Here is a 12,476-nt window from a genome sequence, read left to right as displayed (position 1 = left end):
CCACCAGCCGGCCAGATGGCTGATGCACTCATGGGTATCTTGCGCGGTGATGGCGACGGTGGTGGGGTGCCGCATGCAGTACCACGGCCGATTGTTATGGTGCCGCTTCCCGAATGGACGCGTATCCAATCCGGTGCCGGTGACGAGGTCACGCTCACGCTAACCGATGGCACGACGATGACGGGTGCGGAGTTTCTCGCGCAGCAATTCGGCGACGAGCTGGAAGTCGCAGCGTTTCACCCGACAGAGGGTGCGGTGAACCTGTATCGCACCCAGCGGTTTGCCAATAGTAAGCAGCGTGCGTTGGCATCGATGATGTCGCCGACGTGTCCGGTGCCGGATTGTCGACATGGAGCTGACAATTGCGACATGCACCATATCCACGCCTGGCGGCATGGCGGGGAGACCAACCTGGCCAACCTCGTGCCACTGTGTCGGTTCCATAACGGGCGCAACGACGATGACCCGCGTGAAAACCGCTACGGGCGAATACAGATCCGAGATGGGATACCGGTGTGGGTATCGCCGGGAGGGTCGGTCGTCGAGAAGCATCCGCCCGGAGCCATGCAACAACTCTTCACATAACGAAAAAGCCCGCCAAAAAGCGGGCCAATCGTCATGCCTACACACTACTTCGCAGACGGAACCTCCGGCGCGACACCAGTGCGCTCGTACTCCGCGAGAATATCGATACGACGCTGATGACGCTCCTCCTCACTCCACGGCTGGGAAACAAACGCATCAACAATCGCGAGCGCCTCTTCCTCGGTGTGCATGCGCCCGCCGATGCCGATGAGTTGCGCGTTGTTGTGCTCGCGGGCCAGTTTCGCGGTCTCTTCCGACCACGCCAACGCACAACGAGCACCCTTGACCTTATTCGCCGCAATCTGCTCACCATTGCCCGAACCACCAAGCACAATGCCCAGAGAACCCGGATCCGCAACAACAGCCTCCGCTGCGGCGATGCAAAACGCCGGGTAGTCATCCGCGGCGTCGTACTCGTGGGCGCCGCAGTCAGTCACCTCATGACCCTGCGCCTCAAGATGGGCCTTAATCTGATTCTTCTGCTCGAAACCGGCGTGATCTGCTCCAAGGTAAATACGCATAAGGCTTAGCGTACCTGCGGGGCTTCCGTACGGCTGCGCTTGAGCTCAAAGAAATACGGGAAACTTGCCACACCAACCGCATGGTCGAACAACTTCCCAGCATCCTCGCCCTCCGGCACACGCGTGATCACCGGGCCGAAAAACGCACTCTCGCCGAGTTTGACCACAGGCGTGCCGACGTCGTCGCCAACCTCTTTCATTGCCGACGCGTGAAAACCGCGCAGGGCCTCATCAACCTCGTCGTTATTCGCCACATCCGCGTACTCCGCGGGCAAACCGACCTCGGCAAGCGCCTCCGCAATAACACTGTCGTAGGCGCCGAAACCTTTCTTGTGATCCTGGCCGCCAGTGTGGATGATCGTGCCCATCGCCGTGTACAGCGCGTCGATCTTGTCCGGGGCATCCTGCTTCACTTTCGCGAACACACGCGCGGGACCCCAGTTCGCCTTCATCAACTCGGCATAGTCGGCAGGGATGTCACGGCCGTCGTTGAGCACGGAGAGCGACATCGGCACCCACTCGACCTCAACATCGCGGACTTTCTCCACTTCCTTCATCCAACGCGAAGTCAACCAGCAAAACGGGCAGGAAACATCAAACCAAAAAGTCACTTGCTCTTTCATGCCGCCCACAATAGCGCGTGTAGCCTGAGTCACATGAAGACTAATCTCACGCGTGAAGACGCGCAGTTGCGCGCAAAGCTCATTTCCAACGTTCGTTACGACATTCTGGTGGATATCACTGGCAAGGACACGTTCACGACGGTGTCGACAATCCAGTTCGATTCCGAGGCGGGAACGACGCACTTTGACCTGGTGGCGGAGTCGTTCGAGGCGACGCTTGATGGTGAGGCGACTGGCCAGGAGATCACGTTGTCGGCGGGTTCCCATGAGCTGCGGGTGACGTCGACGGAGCCGTACAACCGCACGGGCGAGGGTCTGCATAAGTTCACGGATCCGGTGGATGGCAAGGACTACCTGTACACGCAGTTTGAGCCGGCGATGGCGATGAAGGTGTTTGCCTCGTTTGATCAGCCGGATTTGAAGGCGACGTACAAGGTGGGTGTGAAGGCGCCGGAGCGTTACACGGTGATTCTGAATGAGGCGGTTTCACGCGAGGAAAACGGTGATGGCACCGCGACTTGGACCACGACGATTGATTACCCGCTGTCGACATACCTGGTTGCGATTTGCGCGGGTGAGTTTGAGAAGGTCACCGACACGTACGACGCGGGTGATGGCCGCACGATTGAGCTTGGTCTGTACGCGCGTGCCAGTTTGATTCCGCATATGGATTCGGAGCGTCTGTTCCGTCAGACGAAGGACGGCTTCGATTTCTATCACGCGAATTTCGGCCGCAAGTACCCGTTTGGCGACAAGTACGATCAGGTGTTTTGCCCGGAGTACAACATGGGCGCGATGGAGCACGTTGGTTGTGTGACGTACCGCGATGAGTACATTTTCACGTCTGAGCCGACGCCGTATCATCTGGAGCGTCGCAACGATACGATTCTGCATGAGATGGCGCATATGTGGTTCGGCGATCTTGTCACGATGGAGTGGTGGGACGATCTGTGGCTCAATGAGTCGTTTGCTACGTGGTCGGCGGCGACGGCGCAGGTGGGTATCGGTGAGTATCCGGAGGCGTGGACGACGTTTGCCACGGTGGAGAAGGCGTGGGCGTATTCGCAGGATCAGTTGCCGTCGACGCACCCGATTGCTGCGGATGCGCCGGATATTGAGACGGCGGAGCAGAATTTCGACGGCATTACGTACGCCAAGGGTGCGTCTGTGCTGAAGCAGTTGCAGGCGTATGTGGGTTATGAGGAGTTTTTCGCGGGTGTGCGTAAGCACTTCGATAATCATGCTTACTCCAATGCCACGTTCGATGATCTGCTCGGTGCGCTGGAGGAGGCTTCGGGTCGCGACTTGTCTAACTGGGCTGAGCAGTGGCTGCGTACTACCGGTGTGTCGCGTCTTTACCCGGAGATTTCGGACACGTTTACCGTGGTGCAGGAGTCGCCGGTGTTGCGCGATCACCGTGTTCGCGTGGGGCTTTATTCGCTTATCGACGGCACCGTGCAGCGCACCCACCAAGTCGAACTCGATATCACCGGCGAGCGCACTGAGATTCCTGAATTTTCAGGCGTGAAACACGATCTCGCCCTGGTGAACGACGACGACCTCACGTACTGCCTGATGGGCCTCGATGCGCAGCAGCAGCAGTTTGCCGTGGAGCACTTGGGCCAGATTGAGGATTCGTTGGCGAAGACGTTGGTGTGGTCTTCCCTGTGGGAGTCTGTGCGTGATGGTCGTCTGCCTGCTCGTCAGTATGTGGAGTTGGTGGCGCGCGAGGTTGGCCCGGATATGCAGGAGCGGATCGCCGCTCAGGCTACTGAGGCTGTGAAGCGCTACGTTGATCCGGCGTGGCGGCGCACCGGCTTCGATCTGCTGAACGAGGCGTTCCGTGGTCAGGAGCCGAAGGCGGTGTTCGACCGTGCGCTTGCCCGTCTGGAGCCGACTGAGGAGACGGTTGAGTACTTCAAGGATTTGCTGAAGACCTCCGAGAATCAGGAGGTTCGTTGGTTGGCGATCACGAACCTTCTCGCTGCTGGCGCCTTGCCGTTGGAGGCCGTTGACGAGGAGAAGGACGAGACGTCGGAGGGTGCGATTTCGCGGTTGAGGGCGAGGGCGGTCGTCGATAAGCGTTGGGCTTGGGACAAGCTCATTAACGACGACCTGACCAATCTCGAGGCCCGCTACCTCATGGACGGGCTCACCTTCACCGACGCTGGGCTCGAAGGGTTGACCGACGAGTACTTCCGCGCCGCGCCGGCCCTGTGGGACCGTTTGACCAACGAGATGGCGCAGCGCACCCTGGAGGGCATGTACCCGCGTTGGGACGTCACGCAAGAGGCTGTTGAGAAGGCAAACGCCCTGCTGAACAGCGACGTCCCCAATGGCCTGAAGCGTGTTATCGCCGAAGGCCAGGACCGCTCCGCACGCGCTGTGCGCAACCGCGCGGCCGACGCAGCAGCAAATTAAAGCTGCTTGAGGGCTTGTTCGAGGTCGGCGATCAGGTCGGCCTCGTCCTCAATGCCCACTGAAATTCGGACTAACTCCCCCGGCACCTCGAGCGCGGAGCCGGCGACGGACACGTGGGTCATGGTGGCGGGGTGCTCGAGCAGGCTTTCCACGCCGCCGAGGGATTCGGCGAGGCAGAACAGTTTCGTCGACTTGCAGAACGTCTTGGCCTGCTCGGTGGTTTGGAACAGTACGGAGACCATGCCGCCGAAGCGGGTCATCTGCTTTTTCGCCACCTCGTGGCCCGGGTGTGTTTCGAGTCCCGGGTAACACACGCGGGAAACTTGCGGTTGGGCGTCGAGGTATTTGGCCACGGCTTCGGCGTTGTCGCAGTGGCGGTCCATGCGCACGGCGAGGGTTTTCAGGCCGCGGCCGGTGAGGTAGGTGTCGAACGGGGATGGGTTGGCGCCGACCCAGCCGAAGAAGAAGCGGAGTTGTTCGTGGAAGCCGTCGACGCGGTCGTTGCGGCCGCAGACGATGCCGCCGACGACGTCGGAGTGGCCGCCGATGTATTTCGTCGTTGAGTGGAGGACGACGTCGGCGCCGAGTTCGAATGGTTTTTGCAGGTAGGGGGATGCGAAGGTGTTGTCGACGACCAGCGCTGCCTGCTTCTTCACTGCCGCGATTGCTTCGATGTCGACGACGTCCAGCATTGGGTTTGTCGGCGTTTCCACCCAGATGACCTTGGTGTTGTCTTGGACGGCGGCGGCGACCTCTGTGGGGTTGGTCATGTCGACGACGGTGTTTTCCACACCCCAGAGGGTGAAGACTTGTTGGATGAGGCGGTAGGTGCCACCGTAGGCGTCGTTAGATACGACGACATGGTCGCCGGGTTTGAGCAGGATGCGCAGGACGACGTCGATAGCTGCCATGCCGGATGAGTAGGCGACGGCGAAGTCGGCGTTTTCAAGCGCCGCAACAGCTTTTTCCAGGGCGGTGACGGTGGGGTTTCCCACGCGTGTGTATTCGTAGCCGCCGCGGAGTTCGGCGAGGCCGTCTTGGGCGAAGGTGGTGGAGGCGTAGATGGGGGTGTTGATTGGCCCGTAGAGGCTGTCGGGCTCGTAGCCTGCGTGGATGGCGTTGGTGGTGAATCCGTAGACAGTCATGTGCACAGACACTAGACCAAGCGGTACACCCCTCGGTCATTTTTATGCATCGCGCGTACACTCGTGCGGTGATGGATACTCAAGATGCTTCTGAAAAGGTTGACCAAGCTGTCGAGGGCGTGGCGTCGTGGTGGAACAATCCGCAAACGCATGAATTGTTCATTGAGCGCCCGGTGAAGATCGTGCTCATTTTGCTGGTTGCAATTGTGCTGAATTGGCTGGCGAATGGCATTATTCGGCGTGCGACGCGCCAGGGAATTAAACGCTCGAATGTGTTGAAGTATGAGGGGCGTGATGCGCAGCAGATTCGTGCGCAGGAGAAGCGTCGTCAGCAGCGGATGAAGACGCTGGCCAATGTGGGCCGGTCGGTGGCTGCGATTGTGATTTGGGCGTGGGCGGTGCTTGCGGTGCTGGATCAGTTGGGGGTCAATGTTGCGCCGCTGATTGCGTCGGCTGGTGTTGTCGGTGTGGCGATTGGTTTTGGTGCGCAGTCGTTGGTGAAGGATTTCTTCTCCGGTGTGGCGATTTTGATTGAGAACCAATTCGGGGTGGGTGACACGATTGAGGTCGGCGATGTTGTGGGTGATGTTGAGGAGATGACGCTTCGCATCACCACGCTTCGCGATATCGACGGCGCTCTGTGGTACATCCGCAATGGCGACATCGATCGGGTTGGCAATCACTCGGCCCGCTTCTCTACCGCGCGTGTGCAGGTGCCGGTGTCGTTGATGGTGGATCCGGATGAGGTGTCGCGTTTGATCGAAGAGACCGCTGTTGCGGGCTGCCAGGACAAGGAAGTCGCCGAGCTGGTGATGGGCACTCCGCGGATGTTGGGTCCGAGCGAAGTGACGCCGAATTACATGTCGTTCCGCGTGGAGGTGCAGACGATGCCTGGCATGCAGTGGACGGTTGCGCGTTATTTGAATCAGCGGATTTTGGCGGCGTTGCACCGCGAGGGTGTGGTGTTGACGCCGCGGGAGTCTGTGTTGGTGAAACAGCAGGAGGAAAACGTTGGAGATTAGCCCGAAGCAGGAGCAGACGCTTTTCGACGCCGTCGGCGGCGAACCATTCTTCACCCGCCTTGTCCGCGGGTTTTACGATCAGGTCAAGGAAGATGACCTCATCGGCCCGATGTACCCGGATCAGGATTGGGAAGGAGCGGAGAACCGCCTGCGTTGGTTCCTCGTCCAGTATTGGGGTGGCCCGCGCGAGTATCAGGCGCAGCGCGGCAACCCGATGTTGCGCAAGCGCCACTTCCCTTTCGCGATCGGTGAGCCGGAGGCGGATCGTTGGCTCGAGTTGATGGGCAAGTCGATGGAGCAGTTTGACGACGACGAGCTGCCCGAACCGTACCGCGCCCAGATGTGGAATCACATGCAGCGTGTGGCGTACATGATGATCAACCAGGGCCCGCGGGCCTATTAGTCCCAGCCCGGGCCGCCAGCGAAGCGCGGCCCGCTAGAACAGCAGGCCGAGTCCGGCGTTGCGGTAGACGGATCCGAAGGGGGCGTCTAGGCGGGTCCAGCGCCCGCAGCTGGATACGCGCAGGTGACGCGGGATCTCCGCGGGTGCTTCGAAGCCGGGGATGAGGCCGAGTGCGGTGCAGGCGAAGATCATCCGCATGGGGATCTCCACTGGGTCGTCGCTGTCGGCGTCTGCGGTGAGCACGATCCCGTCCAGCAAGGATTTCGGTGGGCCGGCTGGTCCGGAGAATTGGCGGGCGAGGTTGCGGCCTTCGTCGGCAAGTCTGCGGGCCACACCGACGGGGACTTGCTCACGCGCAACGAATCCGGTGGCAGGTGGCAGCGCCCCGGGCCAGGCGGTATCGCGCGCCGGCCCGACCTCCACCGAGCCGGACTGCAGCGCGGCAAGCAAGTCGCGGGCGCTGACGGTGCCGGTGTTGTGGGAGGTGGTGCCGGTGATTCGTCGAGAAGCAATGGCCTCGAAGGGCGTGGTCACGAACACGTCGAGCGCACCCCCGCCAACCTCCTGGAAGCGTGCGGAGGCCTGTGAATCTAAGCCGACGGCGCGGCCGACCAGAGTGGTCAGGCCGCGCGCGCCAGATTCGATGTCAAGGGTGATCACCTAGTTTTCGGCCGCCTTAGACAGGATGCCGATCTCCTTTTTGGTGATCTCGCGCGGCGAGGTCGTCGCAGTATCCACCGTGACCTGCACACACTCCACCACTGCGCAGGTTTTGCCCTGCGCGTCCTTGATTTCCTGGCGGGTGGTAAACGAGGTATTGCCTACGTTGACCACCTGCGTCTCCACGGTCACTTCAGTGGTGTTGGGCAGGATCGGACGGACGTAGTCCACCTCGAGCCGGCGTACGAACACCACGAACTCGTGGCCTTCGGAATAGAAGAACTTCTCCGCGAACGCCAGGCGCGCCTCCTGCGCCAACTCGACGTAGGCCGAGTTGGTCACGTGACCGTAGCGGTCAAAGTCGCTCCAACGCACCGGAATAGTGTGCACGTGGATTTCTGCCATGGGGTTTGCTCCTAACGGGTGAGCTTGCGGTGGGTGACGCGCGACGGCTTGGCGGCTTCCTCACCGAGGCGTTCGACCTTGTTCTTCTCGTAGTCGCCGAAGTTACCTTCGAACCAGAACCACTTGCCTTCTTCGACGTTGCCTTCCCACGCGAGGATGTGGGTACAGGTGCGGTCGAGGAACCAACGGTCGTGCGAGATGACCACGGCGCAGCCCGGGAAGGCCTGCAGTGCGTTTTCGAGGGAGCCGAGGGTTTCCACGTCAAGGTCGTTGGTGGGCTCATCGAGCAGGATCAGGTTGCCGCCCTGCTTGAGCGTCAGCGCCAGGTTGAGGCGGTTGCGCTCGCCGCCGGAGAGGACCTTGGACGGCTTCTGCTGGTCAGCACCCTTGAAGCCGAAGGCGGACAGGTAGGCGCGCGACGGCATTTCGTTCTGGCCGACGTGGATGTAGTCCAGGCCGTCGGAGACAACTTCCCACACGGTTTCTTCGGGGTCGATGTTTTCGCGGTTCTGGTCCACGTAGGAGATCTGGACGGTCTCGCCGACGGTCACGTTGCCGGAGTCCGGCTCTTCCAGACCAACGATGGTCTTGAACAGGGTGGACTTACCCACACCGTTGGGGCCGATGACGCCGACGATGCCGTTGCGCGGCAGGGTGAACGACAGGTCCTTGATCAGGACGCGTCCGTCGAAGCCCTTGTTCAGGTTTTCCACTTCGACGACCTTGCTGCCGAGGCGCGGCGGGGTCGGGATCTGGATTTCTTCGAAGTCGAGCTTGCGGTACTTCTCCGCCTCGGCTGCCATCTCTTCGTAGCGCTCCAGACGTGCCTTGTTCTTGGCTTGGCGTGCCTTCGGCGAGGAACGGACCCACTCGAGTTCCTTCTTCAGGCGCTTCTGCAGCTTCTGGTCCTTCTTGCCGGCAACTTCGAGGCGCTCGGCCTTCTTCTCCAGGTAGGTGGAGTAGTTGCCTTCGTACGGGTAGAGCTGGCCGCGGTCGACCTCGCAGATCCATTCTGCGACGTTGTCCAGGAAGTAGCGGTCGTGGGTAATTGCGAGCACGGCACCCGGGTAGGTCTGCAGGTGGCGCTCCAACCAGAGGACGGATTCGGCGTCGAGGTGGTTGGTGGGCTCGTCGAGAAGCAGGAGGTCCGGCTCGCTCAGCAGCAGTTTCGCCAGTGCTACTCGACGACGCTCACCACCCGACAGGTTGGTCACCGGCGCATCAGACGGCGGGCAGCGCAGAGCCTCCATGGCCTGCTCGATCTTGGAGTCGATCTCCCACGCATCGGCTGCGTCGAGTTCTTCTTGCAGCTTGCCCATTTCTTCCATGAGCTCGTCGGAGTAGTTGGTCGCCATTTCCTCGGCGATTTCCTCGAAGCGCTGCTTCTTTTCAAACAGCTCGCCGAGGCCTTCTTCGACGTTGCCGCGGACGGTTTTTTCTTCGTTGAGCGGCGGCTCCTGCAACAGGATGCCAACGGTGGCTCCTGGCTGCAGGAAGGCTTCGCCGTTGTTTGGCTGGTCGATGCCCGCCATGATCTTCAGCAGCGACGATTTACCGGCGCCGTTCGGACCCACAACGCCGATCTTGGCGCCTGGGTAGAAGGCCATGGTGACGTTGTCCAGGATGACTTTTTCGCCAATGGCCCTGCGGACGTTTTTCATCGTGTAGATGAACTCAGCCACTACGTTTCCCCTTTTGTTGGTGAATGCGGACGTTAAATACCGCAATCAGGGTACATCACGTGGCTGAGTACGACGCCCTCCTAGAACGGTGCCTTGGCAGCACGGAGGTCTTCGGCGCTGTAGCGGGCCTCGTCGGTGCCCTCGAGGGCTCCGTCGAGGGCTCCGTCGAGAGCATTGTCTCCCCCATCGGCTTCGGCGGCCACCGGCTCGGTCGGGTCGACCGGGTCGGCAAAGCTGGGTGGTTGGCCGGTGAGCCGCTCGAACACGGCCTCGGCATCCATAACAGGTACCGCGTCGTGTCCGTCGAGGCTGTGTCCGGAGTTGGAGGTGCGCGCCGAGTTGAGCTGGTAGTGGTTCATGTCAAAGGCCACGTTGCGGGCCTTGAGCATGATTTTCGAGCGGGTGACGGCGTTGTTGCCTTCGCCTTCTTGCCAGAAGTCGGTGACCAGCGAGCCGTCGACGATGACGGGGAATCCCTTCTTCAGCGACGCTCCACAGTTCACGGCGAGTTGCCCCCAGCATTCGACGTCGATGAACAGCGGGTCGACGTCTTCCCAGACCTCTTTGCCGTTGTCGTCGGTGACGCGCCTTCTTTTCGACGACGCCAGCCTCATCTTGGTTACCGTCGCCCCACTCGCGAACAACACAAGTTTCGGATCGTCGGTCAGGTTGCCAATTAGGCGGATGGTGTTTTGGCTCATGGAAGAGCCCCCCTTTCCATAGTGCGGATGATGGTGTGCGGGGTGTCGTCGTCAAGCAACGCCCTGCACACTTCGAGGTTCGCACGATTTGTAAAGCCGGTAAAGGGGGAAGCCGTTTCTGTGGATAACTTTGAAACCAGATTCCACAATCCGCTGCTAGGAGCGATTTCCGTACTGAGCGAGCATCTCGTTGTAGCGGCGCCATTCTTCGTCATCGGTCTCTTCCGCGCGGCGATCGGCCTCTTCCGTTTCGGCGCGGTCTTCGCGCAGCCACTGCATGAACAACTCACCGAAGACGATCAGCAGCGGGAAGGAGCCAGACGCCCAGGCGATACCGCCGCCCTCCTTCTGAATCTGCGCCAGGTCAGGGTTCCACGGCAGTTCGAGGTTGTTGTAGAAGTCCTCGCCCATAACCACGCCGAGCTGCATGAGGTACACGCCCATGAACAGGTGGAACGGCATGGACACCCACAGCCAGGCCAGGCGAGTTTTCGCGGTGGCGCGGCCTTCAATATGGTCGGGCCCGATCAGTTCCCAGAAGTAGAAGTAGCCAGACACCATAAAGACGGCGTTCATGATGACGTGGCCGGCGTGCTCGGAAATCATCAGCTCGTAGAGCGGGATGAACACATACATGGCGTAGAAAAACACCAGGAACTGGATGGTGGACACCGGCGGGAACGTGACCACACGCAGGAACTTCGAGCGCTGGAAGCTCTCCACCCACATGCGCGGGTTGAACTCGCCTGCCGGGTACGCCTTGCCGATCAGCGTCAGCGGTGCGCCCAGCACCAGGAACACTGGCACGCCCATGGACAGAATCATGTGGACGGACATGTGCACCGAATACGACGCCGGCATGTGCATGCCCAACCCAGAGCTCAGCGTGACGACGACCGTCACACACCCAAGCAACCACCACACCGTCCGTGACGTCTTCCACCCGTCCACGCGGCGCACCAGGCGCAGGTAGTAGACGGCCAGAAGAATCGCAATGACGCTAAACAGCAGCTCGGGGCGCCACAGAGTGATCCAGTTGGTCCAGGAGATCTGTTCAGAAAGGTTGTACCCCATCTTCACCTGCATGCGGGTGAGGTTCGGGTCGAGCGGCGGCGGGGGCGGCGTGCGGCCAAGGGTGACCGCAAGGCCGGAGACCGCAGCCATGATCAGGACTTCCACCGCTCCGAGGCGGGCAAACGCCTTCGGCTGGCTGTCCAACAGCGGGATGGTGCGCTCGCGGTGGGCGTAACCAATGATGCCGAGCAGCACAATCGCTACCGTCTTCACGATCAGCACGATGCCGTAGCTATACTCCGTCAACTCACTAATACGCACGCGCACCAGCGCGTTAATCACACCGGAAAGCGCCATAGCCAGGATGGAAAACAGGGCGACCATGGAGTAGCGGCGGGTGGCTTCGGTGAGGTGAGGGCCTCGTCGTAAAGCATGCGCCACAAGCGCCATAAGACCGCCAACCCACAGCAACATGGCCACGAGGTGCCAAATGAGCGAGTTGGTGCCAAAGTCGTGGGAGCCGCCCGTCGCCGAGTGGCCGGTCAGACCGATCGGCATGACCACCACAATCGCGCCGATAAAAAGCGCAACCTGCGACCACCAACTCGTCGCAACGTAGCCGCCGACGGCCACCACCGCCGCGAACGCAGCGACGATCAACCACACGCGAGCCTCTTTCACCTGCTCCAAGGCCTGCGTCCAGGCGGCCGCCTCAAACATGACAGTCTTCATCGGCTGGCCCGACACATCCGACAGCACCAGCGGAATCATCAACAACCCAATCAGCACGATGCCCGCACTCGCGTGCGCACCAGTACGCGAAGCGATGTGCCCGTCCACCGTCAACTGCGCACCGTTGAGATCCTCCCCCTGCATGCGCGGCGGGATGAAGAATGACGACAGCATGAACGACCCCACCGCCAACGCCATAAGAATCCACGCCACACCGCGCAGCGCCGGCAAACCGAACGTGGTGGTCACGCCAGGGTCCGGAATACCGAGCGCCGCCAGCGACCCACCAGAGAACGACTGCGCCACCGCACCCGCGACCACCGCCGCCGCAGCGAGCGCGGCAAGATAGAGCGGCCAAGCGGAAACAACAGCAGGCTTTCGGGCAGTCTCAGTCATGCTGCATACCCTACTTTCGCCCGCGAAACGGCCATAACTACAATCATTCGCACTGCCCCCATAGCTCAGTGGATTAGAGCATCCGGTTTCTACCCGGCTGGTCGCGGGTTCGAATCCTGCTGGGGGCGCTTTTGTCATGAGTCGCGTCATGCTTGACGGATGAGTC

The 12,476-nt window shown here is 60.9% G+C and carries 12 protein-coding genes and 1 tRNA gene; 5 read left to right on the top strand and 8 right to left on the bottom strand.

Annotation, left to right across the window (positions count from 1 at the left end; translation table 11 throughout):
- Nucleotides 1-585, top strand: a 585-nt coding sequence (locus tag HMPREF3048_RS10010) for an HNH endonuclease signature motif containing protein (protein ID WP_141758910.1), incomplete at its 5' end; no start/stop codon positions are given.
- 44 nt (nt 586-629) lie between these two features.
- Here HMPREF3048_RS10010 and HMPREF3048_RS10005 read toward each other — a convergent pair.
- Both HMPREF3048_RS10005 and HMPREF3048_RS10000 read right to left on the bottom strand, forming a co-directional pair.
- The gene (locus HMPREF3048_RS10005) at nt 630-1,106 is read right to left on the bottom strand and encodes a ribose-5-phosphate isomerase (protein WP_070772048.1); all 477 of its coding nucleotides are present in this window, start codon (nt 1,104-1,106) and stop codon (nt 630-632) included.
- A 5-nt stretch (nt 1,107-1,111) separates the two neighbouring features.
- A complete protein-coding gene (locus HMPREF3048_RS10000) occupies nt 1,112-1,729 on the bottom strand; it encodes a mycothiol-dependent nitroreductase Rv2466c family protein (RefSeq protein WP_070772169.1) in 618 nt (205 codons plus the stop codon).
- A 33-nt stretch (nt 1,730-1,762) separates the two neighbouring features.
- Between HMPREF3048_RS10000 and pepN the strand changes: the two genes are divergently transcribed.
- On the top strand, nt 1,763-4,150 hold the full coding sequence (gene pepN, locus HMPREF3048_RS09995; protein ID WP_070772045.1) for an aminopeptidase N: 2,388 nt from the start codon (nt 1,763-1,765) through the stop codon (nt 4,148-4,150).
- Here the strand turns inward: pepN and HMPREF3048_RS09990 are convergent.
- Nucleotides 4,147-5,295: a cystathionine gamma-synthase gene (locus tag HMPREF3048_RS09990; protein WP_070772043.1), complete on the bottom strand. Its 1,149-nt coding sequence runs from the start codon at nt 5,293-5,295 to the stop codon at nt 4,147-4,149. The genes pepN and HMPREF3048_RS09990 overlap by 4 nt on opposite strands.
- 71 nt (nt 5,296-5,366) lie before the next feature.
- Here HMPREF3048_RS09990 and HMPREF3048_RS09985 point away from each other — a divergent pair, with 71 nt between their 5' ends.
- Both HMPREF3048_RS09985 and HMPREF3048_RS09980 read left to right on the top strand, forming a co-directional pair.
- The gene (locus tag HMPREF3048_RS09985) at nt 5,367-6,317 is read left to right on the top strand and encodes a mechanosensitive ion channel family protein (protein WP_070772167.1); all 951 of its coding nucleotides are present in this window, start codon (nt 5,367-5,369) and stop codon (nt 6,315-6,317) included.
- Complete coding sequence (locus HMPREF3048_RS09980) at nt 6,307-6,720, top strand: globin (RefSeq protein WP_083284784.1); 414 nt, start codon at nt 6,307-6,309, stop codon at nt 6,718-6,720. Before HMPREF3048_RS09985 ends, HMPREF3048_RS09980 begins: the two co-directional genes overlap by 11 nt.
- Nucleotides 6,721-6,753: 33 nt before the next feature.
- Here the strand turns inward: HMPREF3048_RS09980 and HMPREF3048_RS09975 are convergent, their stop codons facing one another.
- The 5 genes from HMPREF3048_RS09975 to HMPREF3048_RS09955 form a co-directional block, all read right to left on the bottom strand.
- Nucleotides 6,754-7,380 (bottom strand): DUF8185 domain-containing protein, encoded by a 627-nt coding sequence (locus tag HMPREF3048_RS09975; protein ID WP_070422569.1) that lies wholly within the window; start codon nt 7,378-7,380, stop codon nt 6,754-6,756.
- Nucleotides 7,381-7,785, bottom strand: coding sequence for an acyl-CoA thioesterase (locus tag HMPREF3048_RS09970; RefSeq protein WP_070772041.1), 405 nt, complete (start codon nt 7,783-7,785; stop codon nt 7,381-7,383).
- A gap of 11 nt (nt 7,786-7,796) precedes the next feature.
- Nucleotides 7,797-9,467, bottom strand: coding sequence for an energy-dependent translational throttle protein EttA (ettA, locus tag HMPREF3048_RS09965; RefSeq protein ID WP_070422571.1), 1,671 nt, complete (start codon nt 9,465-9,467; stop codon nt 7,797-7,799).
- Nucleotides 9,468-9,547: 80 nt separating this feature from the next.
- On the bottom strand, nt 9,548-10,168 hold the full coding sequence (locus tag HMPREF3048_RS09960) for a single-stranded DNA-binding protein (protein ID WP_070772039.1): 621 nt from the start codon (nt 10,166-10,168) through the stop codon (nt 9,548-9,550).
- Nucleotides 10,169-10,324: 156 nt separating this feature from the next.
- A complete protein-coding gene (locus HMPREF3048_RS09955) occupies nt 10,325-12,310 on the bottom strand; it encodes a bifunctional copper resistance protein CopD/cytochrome c oxidase assembly protein (protein WP_070772037.1) in 1,986 nt (661 codons plus the stop codon).
- Nucleotides 12,311-12,364: 54 nt separating this feature from the next.
- On the opposite strand from HMPREF3048_RS09955, the gene HMPREF3048_RS09950 reads away from it, so the two are divergent.
- Nucleotides 12,365-12,438 (top strand) — tRNA-Arg (locus tag HMPREF3048_RS09950).
- The last annotated feature ends 38 nt before the right edge of the window (nt 12,439-12,476 follow it).

The sequence above is a fragment of the Corynebacterium sp. HMSC075D04 genome (assembly GCF_001815635.1).
Classification (GTDB): Bacteria; Actinomycetota; Actinomycetes; order Mycobacteriales; family Mycobacteriaceae; genus Corynebacterium; species Corynebacterium coyleae.
This window is presented reverse-complemented; position numbering and strand designations above follow the sequence as displayed.

What these genes read in the sequence shown, in the direction of transcription:
- HMPREF3048_RS10005 (WP_070772048.1), bottom strand. Translation starts at nt 1,106, where the DNA reads ATGCGTATTTACCTTGGAGCAGATCACGCCGGTTTCGAGCAGAAGAAT.
- HMPREF3048_RS10000 (WP_070772169.1), bottom strand. Translation starts at nt 1,729, where the DNA reads ATGAAAGAGCAAGTGACTTTTTGGTTTGATGTTTCCTGCCCGTTTTGC.
- pepN (WP_070772045.1), top strand. Translation starts at nt 1,763, where the DNA reads ATGAAGACTAATCTCACGCGTGAAGACGCGCAGTTGCGCGCAAAGCTC.
- HMPREF3048_RS09990 (WP_070772043.1), bottom strand. Translation starts at nt 5,295, where the DNA reads ATGACTGTCTACGGATTCACCACCAACGCCATCCACGCAGGCTACGAG.
- HMPREF3048_RS09985 (WP_070772167.1), top strand. Translation starts at nt 5,367, where the DNA reads ATGGATACTCAAGATGCTTCTGAAAAGGTTGACCAAGCTGTCGAGGGC.
- HMPREF3048_RS09970 (WP_070772041.1), bottom strand. Translation starts at nt 7,785, where the DNA reads ATGGCAGAAATCCACGTGCACACTATTCCGGTGCGTTGGAGCGACTTT.
- HMPREF3048_RS09960 (WP_070772039.1), bottom strand. Translation starts at nt 10,168, where the DNA reads ATGAGCCAAAACACCATCCGCCTAATTGGCAACCTGACCGACGATCCG.
- HMPREF3048_RS09955 (WP_070772037.1), bottom strand. Translation starts at nt 12,310, where the DNA reads ATGACTGAGACTGCCCGAAAGCCTGCTGTTGTTTCCGCTTGGCCGCTC.